Here is a 19446-nt window from a genome sequence, read left to right on the forward strand (position 1 = left end):
CGTGCGAGCGCGTTGCAAGACGCCGCGCCCTGCCGTAATGCACAGTGCCATGAGCAGGAACGAACCCCCGTCGCTGATCCGTATTGCCCGCGAAAGCGGAGCGGAGACGATTGTCGAGCCGCTGGACCTCGGCACCCGTGTGCGGGAGTTGCGCAAGGCGAAAGGCTGGACGCTGGAACAGGCGGCGGAACGGGCCGGGCTGGCGCGGTCAACCCTGTCGAAGATCGAGAACGGGCAGATGTCGCCCACCTATGAGGCGCTGAAGAAGCTGGCCGGCGGGCTGGCGATTTCGGTGCCGCAACTCTTTACCCCGCCCGCGCGGGCGCAGGTGAACGGACGTCTTGCAGTGACCAAGGCGGGCGAGGGGCAGGCCCATGCCACCACGACCTATGAACACGAACTTCTGGCGGGGCCGCTGAAGGGAAAGCAGATGCTTCCCTATCGCGCCACCATCCGCGCCCGCACACCAGAGGAGTTCGACGGCTGGGTGCGCCACGACGGCGAGGAGTTCCTGTATGTCCTCACCGGGATCGTGCGGCTTTATTCCGAATTCTATGAACCCGTGGATCTGCGCCGGGGCGACAGCGCCTATTATGACGCGACCATGGGACATAACGTGATCTCGCTCAGTGATGAGGATGCGACCATCCTCTGGGTCACCTCGCTGCCCTGACCAGCGGGCAACCTTTTCCCGTTGCACATGGCAAAAGGCAAGACGGCATCCGCGATGCCGTCCTGTTCCATGACATTCGCAACAACGGATTTCCGGTCAGAACCAGCCTGCGACCCGGTTTGCCCCGCCCGAAATATCGCGGCCCACGCCATCCACGGTATTGCAGCCCGCCAGAACAGCCAGCGCCAGAACCGCCGTCAGTTTCCAGATATTCATAACACTCTGCCTCGGTTTCTTCGTTCTTGTTTCTTACTGCGCCTGCCACCACACATCCGGCGTCACCTCGGGCCAGTCGCCATAAAGCGGCATAGGATCCGGCCGGGTGACGCGGCGGTCATGCGCGACGCGCGCGACCGGAGAATACCACAGCGGCACGACATATCTACCCGCTGTAAGCACACGATCCAGTGCGCGTGTCGCCGCGACAAATTCCTCGGGTTCGGTGGTGGAAAGCATTTCGTCGATCAGGGCATCCACAGCAGGCGACGCGATGCCCGGCCAATTGCGCGATCCCGGCACGGTGGCGGCGGCCGATCCCCAGTAAAGCCGCTGCTCCGTTCCGGGGCTGAGCGACAGCGCACGGATGAAATGCGTCATGTCGAAGTTGAACGCATTTGTCCGCTCGACATACTGCGCATTGTCCACGGTGGTGACATGCGCCCTGATGCCCAGCCGTTTCAGCGATTCGACATAGATGCTGGCGGCCCCGATCATATCGAGCTGGCCGTTGGTCAGCAGGATTTCAAAGCTGAACGCCGTGCCCGCCGCGTTGCGCAGCGTGCCGTCCTGCACGGTCCAGCCCGCATCGGCCAGCAGTCTGGTTGCCGCGCGCAGGTTCTTGCGGTTGGCGCCGCTGCCATCCCCCCTGGGCAGGCTGTAGCCTTCCAGAGTGCCGGGCAGCAGATCGCCTGCGAAAGGCTCCAGCAGGGCGCGTTCGCGCCCCTCGGCGGGCGTGTCGGGCAGCATGCCCAGCGGCGAGTTCGAGAAATACGAGGCGATGCGCGGCAGAGCGCCGTCATTCAGCACCGTATTGGCCTGTTCAAAATCGAAAGCGAGGATCAGCGCCTCACGCACGCGCCAATCGGCAAAGAGCGGACGGCGGGTGTTGAAGGCAAAACCCTCGATCCCCGAGGGGCGGCCATGCGGGATTTCGTCCTTCACCACGTCGCCGCGTGTCACTGCCGGAAAATCGAAGTTGCGCAGCCATTTTACCGGATTGGTTTCGCGATAAAGCGACAGCTCGCCCGCCTTGAACGCCTCGAACTGCGCCGTGTCGAGCGAGAAGTATTCGACCCGGATTTCATCAAAGTTCTGCCGTCCGCGATTGACCGGCAGATCCTTGCCCCACCAGTCGGGGTTCCGGCGGAGCGAGAGATAGCGCCCCGGCTCCAGACCCGCGACGACATAGGGGCCCGACCCAATGGGCGGCTCCAGCGTGGAGGCGGTGAAATCCTTGCCCTCCCATTGCGCCTTCTTCAGCACCGGGCGCAGACCCAGCAGCAGCGGCAATTCGCGGTTGGGGCTGGAAAAGGTGAAGCGGAGACTGCGCGGGCCGGTGATTTCGGATTTGGCGATTGCGGCCCAGGCATTCGCGTATTTCGGATGGCCCTCGGTTCCCAGGGTCGCAAAAGACCACAGCACATCCTCGGGCGTGACGGGGCTGCCATCCGAAAAGCGCGCGCCCTCGCGCAGGGTGAATTCCACATAGCTGCGCGACGAATCGGTGGTCACGGATTCGGCCAGCAAGCCATATAGGGTGAAGGGTTCATCAAAGCTGCGCGCCAGCAGGGTTTCGGTGCTGTAGAGCGCGATGTAGCGCGGTGCCACCCCCTTGAGGATGAAGGGGTTGAGACTGTCGAAGCCGCCATTTTCCCCCAGCACGATGCGGCCGCCCTTCGGCGCTTCGGGGTTGACATAGGGGAGGGACACAAAATCCGGTGGGAGGGCAGGTTCTCCATACATAGCTATGCCATGTGCGGGTGAGTCGCCCCAGACCGGAGCCGCACCGAGAATCGCCGTCGCAGCTAGGGCGATCACGCGAAATTTCCCGAAAAAAACCTGTATCATTCCGGCGACAATCCTTCGCAGCCCTGTTTTTCTTGGGCCGGACACTATTCCGGCAATCGTGGATTTTCAAACTTTTAACTTGGACTGCACGGCGCCACGCGGTATAAAGGGGCCACTGCTCGATAGGTTTCTTGCCTGTATGAAACCTGCCTCAAAGACTTAACGCCGGCTTCGTGCCGGCGTTTTTTTTGGCTTTCACGTTCCCGGGACTGTGCTGCAATGCGGCACGAAAAGGCTGGCGATGCCGCGTCAAACGCCTATGTTGACGGCGTATCCAGTACAGGAGAAGCGACATGACGCTGAAGGGAAAACGGGCGGTCGTCACCGGATCGAATTCGGGGATCGGCCTTGGCACCGCCATCGAACTGGCAAAAGCCGGAGCCGATGTGGTGATCAACAGCTTCACCGACCGCGACGAGGATCACGCGCTGGCCGCGAAACTGGCGGCGGAACATGGTGTGAATGTGCGCTATATCGCCGCCGACATGTCGAAGGCCGAGGATTGCCGTGGCCTGATCGAAAAGGCGGGCGGCTGCGATATTCTCGTGAACAATGCCGGTATCCAGTTCGTGTCGCCAGTCGAGGATTTTCCGGTCGAGAAATGGAATGCGATCATCGCGATCAACCTGACCTCGGCCTTTCATACCACGGCGGCCGCGCTGCCGGGCATGCGCAAGGCGGGCTGGGGACGGATCGTCAACATCGCCTCGGCGCATGGCCTGACCGCCTCGCCGTTCAAGTCGGCCTATGTCGCGGCCAAGCATGGCGTTGTCGGCCTGACCAAGACGGTGGCGCTGGAAACCGCGGGCAAGGGCATCACCTGCAATGCGATCTGCCCCGGCTATGTGCTTACCCCGCTGGTCGAGGCGCAGATCCCCGACCAGATGAAGGTGCACAACATGGATCGCGAGACGGTGATCCGCGAAGTCATGCTGGACCGTCAGCCCTCGCGCCAGTTCGCCACGGTTGAGGAAATCGGCGGCACCGTGGTCTTCCTCTCCAGCGCAGCCGCAGCCCAGATCACCGGCACGACGATCAGCGTCGATGGCGGCTGGACCGCGATGTGATGCAGTCTGCCCCGATGAACGGCAGGGGCGCGGCCCGGTGACGCTGCGCCTCAATCTGGCCTTGCAGGGCGGGGGCGCGCATGGCGCCTTCACCTGGGGCGTGCTCGACCGGCTGCTGGAAGAGCCGGATATCGAAATCGCGGGGATCACCGGCACATCGGCGGGGGCGCTGAATGCGGCCGCGCTGAAGATGGGGCTGTTGCAGGGCGGGCCGCAGGCCGCGCGCGAAAGCCTTGACCGGCTTTGGACCGATGTCGGCCAGCTGGGCAACCTGCGGGTGGCGCGCTGGGTCACGGCGGCCTTTCCCATGGCGACAGCCATGGCCGAGGTCGCTGCGGCGGCGGTGCCCGTCTCCCCCGCCGGGATCGCGGCGCAAATCTTCAGCCCCTATTCCTGGGGGCCGTTCTGGCAGAATCCGCTGCACGAGGTGGTGGCGCGTTTCGATTTCACCCATGTCTGTTCCACGGCGGGGCCTGACCTGTTCGTCAGCGCCACCAATGTGCGCAGCGGCAAGATCCGGGTGTTCTCTGGCGCCGAGATTTCGCCGGCCACGCTGCTTGCCTCTGCCTGCCTGCCCACGGCCTTTCAGGCGATCGAGCTGGAAGATCCTGCGACCGGCAAGATGGAAGTGTTCTGGGATGGTGGTTTCACCGGGAATCCGGCGCTGTTCCCGCTGTATCTGCCGCATCTGCCCGACGATATCCTCGTCATCGCCATCAATCCGCTGCGGCGCGACGCGATCCCGATGACGCCGGTCGAGATTCAGGACCGGATCAACGAGATCAGTTTCAATGCCGCACTGCTGGGCGAATTGCGTTCGGTCGCTTTTGTCAAACGGCTGATTGCCGAGGGGCGGATGCCCGAAGGCGCGATGAAGGACATCAACCTGCATCTGGTGTCGGATGAAAAGCTGATGAATGAACTCGACGCGGGCAGCAAGCTCAGCCCCGATCCGGCGTTTCTGGCCCGGCTGAAGGCGGCGGGACGCAAGGCCTGCGCGGGCTTCCTGCACCGGCACAAGGCCAGCATCGGCCGCGAAAGCTCAATCGACCTGCGCGGCCTGTTCGGCTAGGGCGCGCATATCTTTCGCGGTCGGCGCCACCAGCCCGGCTGAGACGATCAGCTTCACCGCTTCGTCGGCCTTCATGTCCAGAAGGATCACATCTTCCTCGGGCAGATACAGCAGGATGCCCGAGGTAAAGGGGGTCAGCGCCACGAAAACCGCGATCATCTGCCGGTCGGTCGGCAGTTTCGCGGCGATCTCGCCCTTGGCCGTGGTGGCGACAAATCCCACGGCCCAGCAGCCGGGGCGGGGAAACTCCACCAGACAGGTGCGATCAAAGCTGCGCTCGGATTTGGCGAAGAAGGTTTCCGTGACCTGCTTGAACCCGCCATAGACTGACCGGACGACCGGCATCCGGTCGACCAGCGCCTCGGTCCGGGCGATCAGCGTGCGGCCGATCAGGCCCTTGGCCACCCATCCGGCAAGGATGGTGAACAGCAGAAACACCACCACGCCGACGCCGCGCACCGGATAGGCCATGCCGGGGCCGAAGTAATACCCCATCAGCGCCTCGGGGCGCCAGTTGTGCGGGATCAGCGGGATGATCCAGCTGTCGATCCAGCCAATCACCGCATAGACCAGATAGACCGTCAGCCCGATGGGCAGAACCACGACCAGCCCGGTCAGGAAGCTGGCCCGAAGTCCGGCAAACAGGCTGCGGCGGCGGTGGGGTTCGGTGGGCTGATCGGGGGTCATCGGGCACTCCTGCCGCGCGAGCATGGTGCTGCGCGCGGCGGTTTCAACCGTTTGCCGCTGCGTTACGCCCGCAGGCGGACGATTTCGCCCGCGATCTGCGCAGCAAGCCGGGCATTGTTCAGAACAAGGGCGATATTGGCATCCAGCGAGCGGCCGTCGGTCAGCGTGAAGATGCGGTCCAGCAGGAAGGGCGTGACCTCCTTGGCGGCGATGCCCTGCGCCTCGGCCTCGGCCAGCGCGGTTTCGATGGCGGGGCCGATCTCGTCCAGCGGGATTTCCGCCTCGGCCGGGATCGGGTTGGCCACCAGTTGCCCGCCGGAGAGGCCCAGTTGACCGCGCATCACCTGTGCCGCCGCGATCTGGGCCGCGCTGTCCATCCGCAGGGGCGCGCGCAGGCCGGAATCGCGGGACCAGAAGGCGGGGAAGGCATCCTGACCATAGGCGATGACCGGTACGCCCTGGGTTTCCAGAACTTCCAGCGTTTTCGGCAGGTCGAGGATGGCCTTGGCTCCGGCTGCCACCACAGTCACCGCAGTCAGTGCGAATTCCGGCAGATCGGCGGAAATGTCGAAGCTGGTATCGGCGCCGCGATGCACGCCGCCGATACCGCCGGTGGCAAAGACCTCGATCCCCGCCAGCGCGGCACAGATCATGGTGGCAGCCACCGTGGTTGCCCCCATGCGCCCCATGGCCAGACAGGCCGCCAGATCGGCGCGGCTGAGTTTCATGACACCCTGAGCTTGCCCCAGCGCATCCAGCGCCGCATCAGACAGCCCGATGTGGATGCGCCCGTCCATCACCGCAATGGTGGCGGGCACGGCGCCATGCGCACGCACTTCGGCCTCCACCGCGCGGGCGGCTTCCACATTCTGTGGGAACGGCATGCCATGGGTGATGATGGTGGATTCCAGTGCCACCACGGGGCGGCCCTCGTCCAGCGCGGCCCGGACCTCGGGAGTGAATGTCAGCGGCAGGGTCACGATCCGATTTCTCCTGATACATAGATGGCGGCGGCGCGCAGGGCGGCGGCCAGCGCCTGTTCGCGGCTGGCGCCGCGCTGTTCGGCCACGATATGCGCGGCCATGAAGGTGTCGCCCGCGCCGGTGATCCGCGTCACCAGCACCTCGGGCGGGCGATCCGAGATGACGCCAGCGCCCCGCTTGCCTTCAGCACATGGCCGCCCGCCATCGGTGACCAGCACCCGATGCGCGCCGCGGGCCAGCAGGCCTTCGGCCGCCGCGGGGGCAGCGGCGAATTCGGCGGCGCAAAGCAGCCCCGCTTCCTCCAGATTGACATAAAGCGTCGCGCGCGGATGCGCCATCAGCGGGCGCAGGCGTTCGGCCTTGCCGGGGCTCGCGGGGGCGACCCGCAGGTCCGACAGGGCGAAGAGCGGCGAAGCGGCGATTTCGGACAACAGCGCCTCGGTCAGGTTGCCGTCCAGCGCGATCGGCCCGGCCCAGGGCGCGGATGCACTGCCCAGGCGTCCATCTGAAAGCGGCCGCAGGATCTTGTCGCCCGCCGCCTCCAGCGAATGCGCATCGGCAATTGCCGCCACCAGCCCGTTTGCGCCCTCGACCGCCATGTAGCGGTCGGTCGGCAGATCCTCGGAGCGGTAGATATGATCGGTCACCATGCCCATCCGGGCACAGGCGGCCACCAGCTCCTCGCCCTCGGCATCGCGGCCGATGGCGGTGATCAGACCCGGCACCAGCCCGAAACGGCGCAGTGTCATGGCGATGTTCATGGCCACGCCGCCCGGCAGCCGGGTGATGCGGCCCGGCACGTCCGATCCTACCCGCATGACGGCGGGCGAGCGGCCGATGATGTCCCACAGGACCGAACCGATGCAAAGGATGTCAGGTGTCATGTCTGCCTTGTCGCCCAAGCCCGGCCTTTGCGCAAGTGACGCTTGCGGGAGCCTCCGGCGGGGATATTTAAGGCCAAGATGAAAGCGGAGGACGGTGTGTCTTCATCTTGGCAAAAATATCCCCGCCGGAGGCATCCGACAGGTGCCAGAGGCGCGAAAGCCGGGCAAGGGGTTGCAATCCTCCGGCACAGGCGCTAAAGGCGGCGCACTTCACAGGCGAGGCTTGGGCTTTCGGGGGAGACATCCCCGCGGGTCCGCCGGTTGGGAGAGATCCCTCAAGGCTTCGCCGAGGCGCAAACCGGAAAGGAAATGGACATGGCGCTCCCCGAGTTTTCCATGCGTCAGCTGCTTGAAGCTGGCGTTCACTACGGCCACCAGACCCAGCGCTGGAACCCGAAGATGGGTCAGTACATCTACGGCGACCGCAACGGCATCCATATCGTCGACCTGACCCAGACCGTCCCGATGCTGGACCAGGCTCTGAAAGTCGTGCGCGATACCGTGGCCAAGGGCGGCCGCATCCTCTTCGTCGGCACCAAGCGTCAGGCCCAGAAGCCGATCGCCGAAGCCGCCGAGAAATGCGCGCAATACTACATGAACCACCGCTGGCTCGGTGGCACGCTGACCAACTGGAAGACCGTTTCGCAGTCGATCCAGCGCCTGAAGCAGTTCGACGAACTGCTGGCCACCGGCGCCGAAGGTCTGACCAAGAAAGAGCGTCTGAACATGGAACGCGAGCAGGCCAAGCTTCAGGCTTCGCTGGGCGGCATCCGTGAAATGGGCGGCGTGCCGGACCTGCTGTTCATCATCGACGTGGGTAAAGAGGATCTGGCGATCCTCGAGGCACAGAAGCTGGGCATCCCGGTCGTGGCCGTGGTCGACACCAATTGCTCGCCCAAGGGCGTGGATTATGTGATCCCGGGCAACGACGACGCCGCCCGCGCGATCTCGCTCTACTGTGACCTGATGGCCCGTGCCGCGCTTGACGGCATGTCGGCTCAGCTTGGCGCCGCCGGCGTCGACCTTGGCGCGCTGGAAGAAGCGCCCGAGGAAGAGGCTGCCGCCGAAGCCTGAGCTTTGTCGCACAGACGTTACCCGGCGGGCGCATAGCCCGTCGGGATCATCCGTTTCTGGGAGAATACACATGACGATCACCGCAGCGATGGTGAAAGAGCTCCGCGAGTCGACCGGCGCGGGCATGATGGACGCCAAGAAGGCGCTGACCGAGACCAATGGCGACATGGAAGCCGCCGTTGACTGGCTGCGCACCAAGGGTCTGGCGAAAGCCGCCAAGAAGGCCGACCGCGTGGCGGCCGAGGGCCTGATCGGCGTCGCCGTCAGCAATGGCCGCGGCGTGGCTGTCGAGATCAACTCGGAAACCGACTTCGTGGCCAAGAACGAGGACTTCCAGAACCTCGTGCGCGAAGTGACCAAGGTTGCCCTGCAAACCGGCGAGTCGATCGAAGTGGTGAAAGCCGCTGATCTGAACGGCGAGACCGTGGAACAGGTGCTGACCAATGCCATCGCCCGTATCGGCGAGAACATGACCCTGCGTCGTCTGCACGTTCTGGAAGGCGATACCGTCGTCTCCTACGTCCATAATGCCGCGACCGAAGGCATGGGCAAGATCGGCGTGCTGGTCGCGCTGAAAGGTGATGCTGCCAAGGCGCAGGCCATCGGCAAGCAATTCGCCATGCACATCGCCGCCACCGCGCCGCTGTCGCTGTCGGAAGCCACGCTGGACCCGACCGTGCTGGAGCGTGAACTGGCTGTGCAGACCGCCAAGGCGCTGGAAGAAAACGCCACTTCGGCCAAGCCGAAGCCCGAGCAGGTGATCCACAACAATATCATTCCCGGCCGGATGAAGAAGTTCCTCGCCGAGAACACGCTGCTGGGTCAGGCCTTCGTGATCAACCCCGACCTGACCGTGGAAGCTGCGGCGAAAGAGGCTGGCGTTGAAATCACCGGCTATGCCCGCGTCGCCGTCGGCGAAGGCATCGAGAAGAAGGAAGAGGATTTCGCCGCCGAAGTTGCCAAGGCGCTTCAGGGCTGATCCGGTTTCCAGACCGACAGAAACGGCGCCTTCGGGCGCCGTTTTCTTTTGCAGGTGACAGCGGCCCGCCGGTGACGATAGTGCATGTGTGCGATTCCCTGGCCGGAGCTTCCCGTTGCGCTTTTCCATCCTTCTGTTTGCAGCCGCTTTCTGTGCCAGTTCTGCCCTTGCGGATACAGTCACGGTGAAGCGCGATTACAGCCTCCGTGCCGCTGACTGGAAGGCACGCGACGAGGCCTGTGTCTCGGCCTTCCAGAAAGCGATCTTTCCGCAATATGAAGGGCTGCGCCGGGTCCGGTTGACCAAGATGGTCACCTTCCTTGAAACATCGACCGTGGTGGTCGGCACCTGGCCGGATGTGCAGTTTCACAGCCGCTACGGCGATACGGCGGGCGTTCTGACCTGCGTGCTGGATCGGCGCGGGCGCAAGGCGACGGATGTCGGCGTGGTTTTTTCCGGCGCGGGGCTTGCAGGGTTCCTGAGGCATCCGCTGGCCGCTATGACCGAAGCGTCCAAACGCCTGAACCAGTCTTTCAGCACCAGCCTTCTTCCGTAAGCGCCTATTCCGCTGCGCGCAGAACCGGCGACAGGCGGTGATGCAGGATTTCGTTCAGCAGGGTGCCCTTGGCGACGGCCTGGGCGGTGGTCTCCACATTGAGCGCCTGCCGGGCCAGCCGCAGGTGCTTTTCCACCATGGCGACGGAAACCCCCATGCGCTGCGCGACCTCCTGCGTGGTCTTGCCCTCGGCCACCCATTCCAGCGCCTCGCGCTGGCGCTGCGAAAGCGTGCGGCGCTGCGGAGTGAAGGGCAGGTGACAGATGCGCAGATGCATCGCATGGGCAACGGCCTGCAAGGCAGCGCCTTCGCCTGCGACAACCGCATCCACATCGTCATGGTTCAGTCCTGGGTCAGCGGCCAGACCCAACGCACCCTTCTGGCGCGGGCTGGCCTCAGGGAAGCTGATGGTGATGCCTGCGGTCAGGCCAAGCGCCGCATTCTGCGCCACCGATTGCGCCTCGTCCGGCGCAAGCTGGCCTGCGGCGTGACGTTCGGCCACCCAGCGCCAGGTGCAAAGCCCGTCATGCTCCAGCGCCCAGCGATAGAGCGGCGTGCGGGCATAGAAGCCGCCCCCGAAATACATCTGGCCATAGCCGGGGTCAAAGGTGCTGAGAAACAGCATATCCTCTGGCCGCCCCATTGAGGCCCCGTGCCGGAACCGGCTGAAGCCGTAGTTCACGCGGGCAAAACCGAGATCGGCAAAGAATCCGGTCGCCATGGACCAGACTTCAGCCGTCTGTTTGGCCGTCGCGATTCCGTTCAGCAGGTCAAGAATCCGCGTCACCAGCATGCCTTTCGCAAGGTCCGAGTCATCTGTTTCAAGGCTGCCTGTTCCACTGCGGCCTGTCGACCTTCCCACGGGCATATGCGCGCGAAATACTGACCGTTCAATCAAAAGTTTATGACTGGCGCGGGCAAGCGGGGCATGTCGCGGATGGGCTGGCAGCGGCAGGCGGACTGCGATAGCACGGGCCAAACAGTGCAGAGGCAGGCAATGGAACAGCAGGATCGGTATGATGTGATCATCATTGGCGGCGCGGTCATGGGCGCTTCGGCAGCGTTCTGGCTGACCAGGATGCAGCCCGGCCTGCGTGTTCTGGTGGCGGAGCGTGACACCAGCTTCGCACAAGCCTCCACCGCGCTTTCCGTCGCCTCGATCCGCCAGCAATTCACCACGGCGGTGAATGTGGAAATCTCGCGTTTTGGCGTGGGCTTCATCCGTGATTTCCGCGAAAGCCTTGGGGTCGAGGCGGGCGTTGGCTCGCTGGGTCTGAGGGAAAACGGCTATCTGTTCCTCAGCCACAGCGACGAGGGGCGGATGATCCTTGAGGAAGTGGCCGCGATGCAGCGCGCCCACGGCGCCGCGACCGAGGTGCTGGCCCCCGAGGCGGTGCAGGCGCGGTTCCCCTGGATGCAGGTGGACGACATCACCGCAGGCTCTTTCGGCAGCCGCGATGAAGGCTGGTTTGACAATATGGGCCTGCTCGCAGGCTTCCGCGCGGCGGCAAGGGCGCAGGGGGCGGAGTTCGTGACCGACCGCGCCACCGGGCTGACGGTGGAAGGCGGGCGGGTAACGGCGGTGACGCTGGAAAAGCGCGGCACCATCGCCTGCGCCGCCGCAATCAATGCCGCCGGCACCCGCGCGGCCGAGATCTGCCGCTGGGCAGGCCTCGATCTGGCGGTGGAGCCGCGCAAGCGCACCGTCTTCGTAATTGACGCGCCGAACGCCCGCCACCCAGAGGCGCCCCTGCTGGTGGATGCGGGCTACTATCTGCGCCCCGAGCATGAACACTGGATCACCGCCACCGTACCGCAGGACGATGGCCCCTGCGATCCGGATGATTTCGACCCCGACCTGCATCTGTTCGAGGATGTCATCTGGGAGCAGCTTTACAATCGCGCGCCGGGGTTCGACGCGGTGAAGGTGGTGCGCCACTGGGTCGGGCATTACGCCTATAACACGCTGGATCAGAACGCGATTCTCGGGCCGCACCCTGAACTGCCGAACCTCTTTCTGATGAACGGTTTTTCCGGCCACGGGCTGCAACAATCGCCCGCCGTCGGGCGCGGCATCGCCGAACATCTGCTGACCGGCGGCTGGCAGAGCATCGACCTCAGCGACCTGTCGGTCGCGCGGATGCTGGAAAACCGCCCGTTCCGCGAACGCGCGGTGGTCTGATCAGCGCGCCGCCTTCGCCGTTTCCACCCGTGCCGCCGCGCGGGTTTCTGCGGTGAGGGCGGGTGCGAGTGCCACCATCGCATCATACTGCGTCAGGAAAACCCGGCCGCTGAGTTCGTGCAGGAAATGGCTGCGCGACAGGCGGTCCATCACCGGGCCTTTCACCTCGGACAGGTGCAGCGTCACGCCGCCGTCGCGCAGGCGGGCGTTCAGCGCCTCCAGTGTCTCCAGCGCCGAACTGTCGATCACATTCACCGCATTGCAGATCAGCACGATATGGCGCAGGCCGGGGTTATCGGCGATTTCGGCCAAAAGGCGATCTTCCAGAAAGCGCGCATTCGGGAAGTAAAGGCTTTCGTCGATGCGGATCGACAGCACATCGGTCGCCGTCACCACATTATGCCGGTCGATATTGCGGAAATGCTCGGTCCCCGGCACCTGACCCACCACCGCGACATGCGGGCGCGATGACCGCCACAGATGCAGCCCCAGCGACAGCGCCACCCCGGCGCTGATGCCGGTTTCCACCCCCAGAACCAGCGTCACCAGAATGGTCGCCAGCATGGCGGCAAAATCGGCGCGGCTGTAACGCAGGGTCCGGGGCAGGGCGCCCAGATCGACGAGGCTCAGCACCGCGACGATGATGGTGGCCGACAGCGTGGCTTTCGGCAGATCGGCCAGCAGCGGCGTGAGGAACAGTGTGGCGGCGGCCATGCCCACGGCGGTGAAGGCGCCCGCCGCCGGGGTTTCGGCGCCTGCGTCGAAGTTCACAACAGATCGCGCGAAACCGCCCGTCACCGGAAAGCCGCCCGAGACGGCGGCGCCGACATTCGCGGCGCCCAGCGCGATCAGCTCCTGATCCGGGTCGATACGCTGACGGCGTTTGGCGGCCAGCGTCTGCGCGACCGAGATCGTCTCCACATAGCCGACCAGCGCAATCAGCAGCGCGGGCACCGCGATCTGTGACCACAGAACCGGGTCGAACGGGGGCAGGGTGGGCGCGGGCAGGCCACGCGGGATGTCGCCCACCACCGGCAGCGTCAGGGCGAACAGCTTGACCGCGAGGATGGTCAGCGCCACGGCCAGAATGGGCGCCGCGCGCGACAGCGCGCCCGCCAGCCTTGCGCTGAGGTTGAACCGCGCGATCAGCAAGGGTTTCAGCCGCGTGCGGCTCCAGAACAGGAAAGCGATGACCGCGCCGCCGATCATGAGGGCAGAAGGTTTGGTGTCACCCAGTTTTGCCCAGAGCGAGGACAGCAGATGCGGCAGCGTCTCGCCCCGTGCTGAAACGCCAAGGATCTGCGGAAGTTGCCCGGCGGCGATCAGGATGCCTGAGGCGGTGATGAAGCCGGAAATCACCGGATGGCTGATGAAATTGGCCAGAAACCCCAGCCGCAGCACACCCATCGCCAGCAGCATCAAGCCTGACAGCATCGCCAGAGCCACCGCCGCGCCAAGGTATTCCGGCGTGCCTTGTGCCGCCAGCGGCGCCACCGCCGCCGCCGTCATCAGGCTCGCGACCGCGACCGGGCCGACCGCCAGCGTCCGCGAGGTGCCAAACAGCGCGTAAAGCACCAGGGGCGCGATCGAGGCGTAAAGCCCGACCTCGGGCGGCAGGCCCGCCAGCAGCGCATAGGCCAGCGATTGCGGGATCAGCATGATCGTCACGATCACCGCCGCCAGCAGGTCATTGCCCAGCGTCTCGGCGGTGTAGCGCGATCCCCAATCCAGGATCGGCAGATAGCGGCGTGGATTCAGGCGCATCGCAGACTCCGTCATGCCGGAACGGCAGATCAGGCCGGAATAGCCCCGGAAAAATCACATTGCAAGTATTGAATATGTATTAGGCTTGCCGGGTGGCCTCAGCCGCGGCACGGATGGCCCGGATATTCTCGCCATAGGGCGCCGGATTAGCAACCGAGCCACCCTTGAACACGCCCGAACCCGCGACCAGAACATCAGCCCCGGCTGCCGCCACCAAAGGCGCGGTTTCCGGTGTTACACCGCCGTCGATTTCAATGTGAATCGGCCGGTCGCCGATCATGGCGCGCAGGGCGCGCACCTTGTCGACCTGGCTGTGAATGAACTTCTGGCCACCAAAGCCGGGGTTCACCGTCATCACGCAGACCAGATCCACCATGTCGAGCAGATAAGACAGGCTATCCAGCCCGGTCGCCGGGTTCAGCGCCAGACCCGCCTTGATGCCATGCGCGCGGATCGCCTGAAGCGTGCGGTGGATATGCGGTCCGGCCTCAAGATGCGCGGTCAGCACATCGGCACCGGCCTGGGCGAAAGCATCGATGTAAGGATCGACCGGCGCGATCATCAGATGCACGTCCATCACGCCCTTGATGTGCTTGCGGATCGCCGCGCAAGTGGCTGGCCCGAAAGTCAGATTCGGAACGAAGTGTCCATCCATCACATCGACATGCACCCAGTCGCAGCCTTGCGCCTCGATGGCTTCGCATTCGGCACCGAAATTGGCGAAATCGGCGGAAAGGATCGACGGGGCGATCTTGATGGCGCGGGAGAAGGTCATGGGCGCGGTCCTTGTGGCTGCTGATCGTTCTTTGGCCTTCGCCGGGCCGGAATGCAAGTGTTACAGGGTTTTCAGGCTTCGCATGATAGTTTATATTACATAATCATCATTATCAGATTCAAATAACCTGACCCGCCGCCCAGCCCGACGACCACGCCCATTGAAAATTGTAGCCGCCCAGCCAGCCGGTCACATCCACAACCTCGCCGATGAAATAGAGCCCCGGTACAGCCTTCGCCTCCATCGTGCGGGCATCCAGCATATCGGTGCTGACCCCGCCCAGCGTCACCTCGGCGGTGCGATAGCCTTCACTGCCCACCGGCGTGATGCGATGCGCATGGACCAGCGCTGCCAGATGGTCGAGCGCCGCGTTCGGCTGATCGGCCAGATTGCCAGTCAGGCCCGAAGCTTCCTCCAGATACCGCGCGAGCTTTTCCGGCACGACCCGCGCCAGCGCCGTGCGCAGCGCGATACGCCCGCCGCTTTGCCGCTGGGCGCGCAGCACCGCACCGGCATCCTGACCGCCTGCGAGGTCCAGCGTGATCGCATCACCTTCGCGCCAATAGGAACTGATCTGGAGGATCGCAGGCCCCGACAGCCCGCGATGGGTGAACAGCACCGCCTCGTCGAACCGCGTGCGGCCATGGCTGGCGCTGCCGGTCACCGCCGTGCCGGACAGCAGCTTCGTCCGCTCCAGCTCCTGCGCGGCGAGCGTCAGCGGCACGAGCGCCGGGCGTGTCTCTTCCAGCCCAAGACCGAAGCTCTCGGCGATGCGATAGCCATAGCCGGTCGCGCCCATCTTCGGGATCGACTTGCCGCCCGTCGCCACCACCACGCTTTGCGCCATCACCGCGCCGCGCGCGGTCTCGACGCGAAAACCCGGCCCGTCCCGCGTCACCGCCCCCAGCTCTGTCCCGAGCCACAGCATGCCACCCGCCTGGGCCAGATGCCGGGTCAGCATTTGCACGATCTGAGTGGCCGAGCCATCGCAGAACAACTGCCCCAGCGTCTTTTCATGCCAGGCGATTCCCGCCGCATCCAGCCGCGCGATGAAATCCCATTGGGTATAACGTTTCAGCGCCGACAGCGCGAAATGCGGGTTCCTCGACAGAAAGCGTTCGGCCCGGATGTCGAGATTGGTAAAGTTGCAGCGCCCGCCGCCCGAGATGCGAATCTTCTCGCCCGCAGCCTTCGCATGATCGACCACCAGCACGCGACGGCCTCGCCGCGCCGCTTCGATCCCGGCAAAAAGCCCGGCCGCCCCGGCCCCAAGAATGATTGCATCCACTTCGGTCATGCGGGCGGCTTAGCACAGGTCGGAAAGCCTGCAAAAGCCTCTTGCACCCTCCGCGAAGCTTGGCTAAACACCGCCGCACGGTTGGGGTGTCGCCAAGTGGTAAGGCAGCGGTTTTTGGTACCGCCATACCTAGGTTCGAATCCTAGCACCCCAGCCAAATCCTCCACAGTATGACCTGCCCAGTGCACCAAAGACTTAACTTTGGCCCGCAAGTCCTTCATATTTCACAAAACTTTCGAAATTCCTTTCAGACCCTCTTGTCAGGGGGCGCGGCTTTGACTAAACACCGCCCCACGGTTGGGGTGTCGCCAAGTGGTAAGGCAGCGGTTTTTGGTACCGCCATACCTAGGTTCGAATCCTAGCACCCCAGCCAATCAAATTTTCCCTTTAAAATCAAAGACTTAATAACATGGCCGTGTCGCCATGTGTTACAGTCTTGTGGGTGTTCCACATGGGCCGGGAACCACAGTTGCGACTCTCCACGGGATGAAGAAAAAGGCGAGGCAAACGCCCCGCCCTTCCCATTGGTTTGAAACGAACCAGAACTGGCACCGCGCAGCGGAGAACTTTGCCGCCGTGCAATGTCGGGGTTGATGGGCGTGAATAGACCCGCGCACTTTCCGACTGATCGCAACACATTCGGCCAGAAGCCTCGGCCCGGCGTGTCCACCGCATACCTATTCATACGCGCGGGCCGAGGAATGTCGGTTGGGATGGAAAGAAAAACGGGCGCCAGTGAAGGCGCCCGTTTTGGTCGCGGTCAGGCCGCCAGCTTCTCAATATCAGCGACCATAGCCAGACAAGATTCCTTAGCCGTAAGAAGCGCCACGAGCGCGATATCAGAGCCGCCCCGCGCCTTCTCGGCCAAGTCATTCACCAGACGCTCGGCCTCCTCAGTCGCGCGATAAAGCTCCGCCAGACGTTCCGGCAGAATATTCCAGTGCACCAGCACATCCGCGAGCTCTGCCTGCGCGGCGGTATCGGACCGGGTCAAGGCCTTCACAGTCGCCTCGCGCAGTTCAAACATAAACTTGCCGGTTTCACCGACAAAAAATTCATACACCGGGACAGCATGTTCGGATTCGGAAAACACCTCAAGAAAGGCTTCGGTGGTTCCGTTCGTGATGCCACACAAGGCCTGACGCACAGCACTTTGAAGGCTGTCCATGTCCAACAGCATATCAAAGGCGACGTCCCGCATGACGAACCGAGTTCCACCGCCATAGACGGCCTCCAAGTGGCCCGCCTCGGCGGTTGCGGTTTCGGGCGTGTTCGTGTTATCCATAGCCATATCGGCCTCCTTCTGGATGTTGGTTTCAGTGATGGACGAAAGTTTAATGTTCATTTCAGAACCTCATGTCTGATTGCGTTTGGTAGTCGATAGTCTCAGGACAGGGGCGGAAGCCTTCTCAGTTTCCGAGGCCGGGTTGGCCTTCCGCCGTCTGTCAGGGCATTTTGCCGTGATTCGTGACTGCACGAGCCAGAATTTTTCTGCCGTAGGCAATTTCAAGATTTTGCGTTTTTGGCTGTTTTTTATTTTTCGCCCCCATATGCGGCAGAATTTTCAGTGAACAGACTAAATTACAGTCGTTTTGAAAACTTTCCATCACGCCGCCACCGCCACCCCTTCCGCAAAATTCCCCCGGCAAGCCTCAGGCAGAACGTCCGCAGCGGCCAGCACCTCGGCCAGCTTGTCGCGCAGGTCGGTGCCGGTGCTGGTGGCGGCGGCCATGAAGGCCCCGGCCAGATCAGACAGCAGGCGGTCATAGGCGGTATCGGGGATAAAGTGCGGCATTGTCGGGTTCCTTGTGTTGCTCGGCACCGGGAACCTAGGCGGGCGACGAATCCGCCGTCAAGAGGCATATTTGTTTATTTTCAATATGTTATATAGCTATCCAGCTAGGTAGCCGGATAGCTATTTCAGACAATCGCCCGGCGCCGAATGTCGGCCATGGCGGCTTCGTCTTCTGCCCGTTCCTCGCGTTCCCGCCGCCTGACTTCCAGCCGTTCCGCATAGGCTGCCGTGATGGCCGCTTCGTTCACGCCCTTTTCACGCTGGCGCTTGAACCAGTTTGCATCCGAACGGCGGTCGCGTTCATACTGCGCCTTCTGATCCGGCGTCATGTCGGACAAATCCGCATTCGGATGATGGCGCACCTTTCGGCGCTTCGCGTTGTAATCGTCGCGCCCCTCGCCCGCGCGCCATTCATCTACACCACGGCGCTTGCGCCAAAGGTCTTCCTTTGCGCGCTTACCTTCACGCTCAAAGCGTTCCTGCGCCTTGGCTATTACCGGAATCAGCGTGGCGAGGGTCTGGCGTTCCCGGTCGTCCAGATCACTCTTTGCCTCTAGGGCATCGCGCTTCGCCTCCAACTCGCGCAGTTCGTTCCTGCGGCGGTCATAGGCGGTCAGTTTGACCACGGGCCAGATGCGGCCCTCATCATCTTCCCATTCATCTTGTGATTCAGCGGGATTCCGCATATGTTCTTCCATGCAATATGAAGGCTTCTCAGGGGTTCACCGTTGGCGCGGTGGCCCCTGTTTTCGTTCAGGCCGCGCGGTTCGCTTCCTGTTCGATCTGATCCGCCACAGCAGCGGCCACAGTCAGGGCCAGCGCATACTCGCGGCCAGTCATGGGGTTAATCAGGGTCAGGCTATTGCCAGACCGCTTGACCTTGATGCCGGACATCGCGGCCAGACCTTCAATCCACCGTTTCTTGCGCTCGGGGTCGGAGGCTGCGCCGGGGTTCTTCAAGAGGTCGGCCAGCGTCGGGCCTTGGTTCACCGGGACAGCGGCTTCAAAACCGCGCGCCGTCTTGATGGTGATAACGTCCCCCGTTTTGGCGACGTTGATACCGGGAACGGCGGCGGGAATGACGCCTTCGGCCACCTTGGCGCGGATCATGCCGGAAAGGGCTTCCACGATGGTCTTGCCTTCGGCGGCGGCGATCTGGAGAAGCTGGTCCGCGTGTTCCTCGGGGATACGGATAAGGTTTGTGGTCATGCGCTACTCCTGTGCGGGCAATGGTATAACAGTATGATACCCGCCGGGACGGCACAAGAAAATTCGTGTCGTTTTGCCCGTTACTGACGTTATGGCCGGGGAAGGAAAAGCGTGTCGTTTTGCCCGTATATAAGAACATTCTAAGTATTATGTTTCTTGTATAACATATAAACTAAGTAACGTGCAAAACGACACGAACACCCAAACCCTTCCCCGGTCATAAGAGCTCCGCAGATTCAGACCCTGTTCCAAAGCCCTCCCCCGGTCGGTCGCGGACTGCGCCCCCTTCTATGGTTGCCGCCCGTGATGCAAGTTGCTTTTGACGCTTCCTGAGGTGTGATCGAGTGCGGTCTTCTATCAGGCCTTTTGTGCGGCATTTCAG

The 19446-nt window shown here is 63.4% G+C and carries 20 protein-coding genes and 2 tRNA genes; 9 read left to right on the forward strand and 13 right to left on the reverse strand.

Annotated elements, in window-relative coordinates; all coding sequences use genetic code 11:
• Positions 1-49 precede the first annotated feature (49 nt).
• Positions 50-673, forward strand: a complete 624-nt coding sequence (locus IE126_RS07630; protein ID WP_054303581.1) for a helix-turn-helix domain-containing protein — start codon at positions 50-52, stop codon at positions 671-673.
• 249 nt (positions 674-922) lie between these two features.
• Here the strand turns inward: IE126_RS07630 and IE126_RS07635 are convergent, their stop codons facing one another.
• Complete coding sequence (locus IE126_RS07635; RefSeq protein WP_054303582.1) at positions 923-2740, reverse strand: extracellular solute-binding protein; 1818 nt, start codon at positions 2738-2740, stop codon at positions 923-925.
• A 293-nt stretch (positions 2741-3033) separates the two neighbouring features.
• Here IE126_RS07635 and IE126_RS07640 point away from each other — a divergent pair, with 293 nt between their 5' ends.
• Entirely contained in the window at positions 3034-3807 is a 774-nt protein-coding gene (locus tag IE126_RS07640; protein WP_108126745.1) for a 3-hydroxybutyrate dehydrogenase, read from the forward strand.
• 37 nt (positions 3808-3844) lie between these two features.
• Positions 3845-4879, forward strand: a complete 1035-nt coding sequence (locus IE126_RS07645; RefSeq protein WP_054303718.1) for a patatin-like phospholipase family protein — start codon at positions 3845-3847, stop codon at positions 4877-4879.
• Here the strand turns inward: IE126_RS07645 and IE126_RS07650 are convergent.
• The 3 genes from IE126_RS07650 to IE126_RS07660 all read right to left on the reverse strand — a co-directional run bounded on the left by IE126_RS07650 (position 4850) and on the right by IE126_RS07660 (position 7433).
• Entirely contained in the window at positions 4850-5566 is a 717-nt protein-coding gene (locus IE126_RS07650) for a DUF502 domain-containing protein (protein ID WP_108126743.1), read from the reverse strand. The two genes, IE126_RS07645 and IE126_RS07650, sit on opposite strands and share 30 nt — an antisense overlap.
• A 62-nt stretch (positions 5567-5628) precedes the next feature.
• Positions 5629-6546 carry a pseudouridine-5'-phosphate glycosidase gene (locus tag IE126_RS07655; RefSeq protein WP_189380616.1) on the reverse strand — a complete coding sequence of 306 codons (918 nt, stop codon included), beginning with the start codon at positions 6544-6546 and terminating at the stop codon, positions 5629-5631.
• On the reverse strand, positions 6543-7433 hold the full coding sequence (locus IE126_RS07660; protein ID WP_108127379.1) for a PfkB family carbohydrate kinase: 891 nt from the start codon (positions 7431-7433) through the stop codon (positions 6543-6545). Before IE126_RS07660 ends, IE126_RS07655 begins: the two co-directional genes overlap by 4 nt.
• Positions 7434-7742: 309 nt before the next feature.
• On the opposite strand from IE126_RS07660, the gene rpsB reads away from it, so the two are divergent.
• From rpsB to IE126_RS07675, 3 genes are all read left to right on the forward strand, one after another.
• The gene (rpsB, locus tag IE126_RS07665; RefSeq protein WP_108126741.1) at positions 7743-8507 is read left to right on the forward strand and encodes a 30S ribosomal protein S2; all 765 of its coding nucleotides are present in this window, start codon (positions 7743-7745) and stop codon (positions 8505-8507) included.
• Positions 8508-8577: 70 nt separating this feature from the next.
• A complete protein-coding gene (tsf, locus tag IE126_RS07670; RefSeq protein ID WP_054303587.1) occupies positions 8578-9486 on the forward strand; it encodes a translation elongation factor Ts in 909 nt (302 codons plus the stop codon).
• 115 nt (positions 9487-9601) lie between these two features.
• Entirely contained in the window at positions 9602-10042 is a 441-nt protein-coding gene (locus IE126_RS07675; RefSeq protein WP_189380617.1) for a hypothetical protein, read from the forward strand.
• A gap of 4 nt (positions 10043-10046) precedes the next feature.
• Here IE126_RS07675 and IE126_RS07680 read toward each other — a convergent pair whose 3' ends face one another.
• Positions 10047-10829: a helix-turn-helix transcriptional regulator gene (locus IE126_RS07680; RefSeq protein WP_158640433.1), complete on the reverse strand. Its 783-nt coding sequence runs from the start codon at positions 10827-10829 to the stop codon at positions 10047-10049.
• Positions 10830-11039: 210 nt separating this feature from the next.
• Here IE126_RS07680 and IE126_RS07685 point away from each other — a divergent pair, with 210 nt between their 5' ends.
• Positions 11040-12224: an NAD(P)/FAD-dependent oxidoreductase gene (locus IE126_RS07685; RefSeq protein ID WP_189380618.1), complete on the forward strand. Its 1185-nt coding sequence runs from the start codon at positions 11040-11042 to the stop codon at positions 12222-12224.
• Here IE126_RS07685 and IE126_RS07690 read toward each other — a convergent pair whose 3' ends face one another.
• From IE126_RS07690 to IE126_RS07700, 3 genes are all read right to left on the reverse strand, one after another.
• Complete coding sequence (locus IE126_RS07690; RefSeq protein ID WP_229825303.1) at positions 12225-13988, reverse strand: SulP family inorganic anion transporter; 1764 nt, start codon at positions 13986-13988, stop codon at positions 12225-12227.
• Positions 13989-14067: 79 nt separating this feature from the next.
• Entirely contained in the window at positions 14068-14763 is a 696-nt protein-coding gene (gene rpe / locus IE126_RS07695; RefSeq protein ID WP_189380619.1) for a ribulose-phosphate 3-epimerase, read from the reverse strand.
• 118 nt (positions 14764-14881) lie between these two features.
• Complete coding sequence (locus tag IE126_RS07700; protein WP_108126731.1) at positions 14882-16060, reverse strand: BaiN/RdsA family NAD(P)/FAD-dependent oxidoreductase; 1179 nt, start codon at positions 16058-16060, stop codon at positions 14882-14884.
• An 82-nt stretch (positions 16061-16142) separates the two neighbouring features.
• On the opposite strand from IE126_RS07700, the gene IE126_RS07705 reads away from it, so the two are divergent.
• Positions 16143-16217: transfer RNA gene (locus IE126_RS07705), tRNA-Gln, on the forward strand.
• Between the two features lie 141 nt (positions 16218-16358).
• Positions 16359-16433 (forward strand) — tRNA-Gln (locus IE126_RS07710).
• A 387-nt stretch (positions 16434-16820) separates the two neighbouring features.
• Here the strand turns inward: IE126_RS07710 and IE126_RS07715 are convergent.
• The 5 genes from IE126_RS07715 to IE126_RS07735 form a co-directional block, all read right to left on the reverse strand.
• Entirely contained in the window at positions 16821-17405 is a 585-nt protein-coding gene (locus IE126_RS07715; protein WP_108126729.1) for a hypothetical protein, read from the reverse strand.
• 100 nt (positions 17406-17505) lie between these two features.
• On the reverse strand, positions 17506-17667 hold the full coding sequence (locus tag IE126_RS07720) for a hypothetical protein (protein ID WP_189380620.1): 162 nt from the start codon (positions 17665-17667) through the stop codon (positions 17506-17508).
• The gene (locus IE126_RS07725) at positions 17667-17855 is read right to left on the reverse strand and encodes a hypothetical protein (RefSeq protein WP_189380621.1); all 189 of its coding nucleotides are present in this window, start codon (positions 17853-17855) and stop codon (positions 17667-17669) included. Before IE126_RS07725 ends, IE126_RS07720 begins: the two co-directional genes overlap by 1 nt.
• Before the next feature lie 125 nt (positions 17856-17980).
• Complete coding sequence (locus IE126_RS07730) at positions 17981-18541, reverse strand: hypothetical protein (protein WP_189380622.1); 561 nt, start codon at positions 18539-18541, stop codon at positions 17981-17983.
• A gap of 67 nt (positions 18542-18608) precedes the next feature.
• Positions 18609-19064: a hypothetical protein gene (locus IE126_RS07735; protein WP_189380623.1), complete on the reverse strand. Its 456-nt coding sequence runs from the start codon at positions 19062-19064 to the stop codon at positions 18609-18611.
• Positions 19065-19446: the final 382 nt, after the last annotated feature.

The organism is Gemmobacter nanjingensis, from assembly GCF_014652195.1.
GTDB classification, from domain to species: domain Bacteria; phylum Pseudomonadota; class Alphaproteobacteria; order Rhodobacterales; family Rhodobacteraceae; genus Gemmobacter; species Gemmobacter caeni.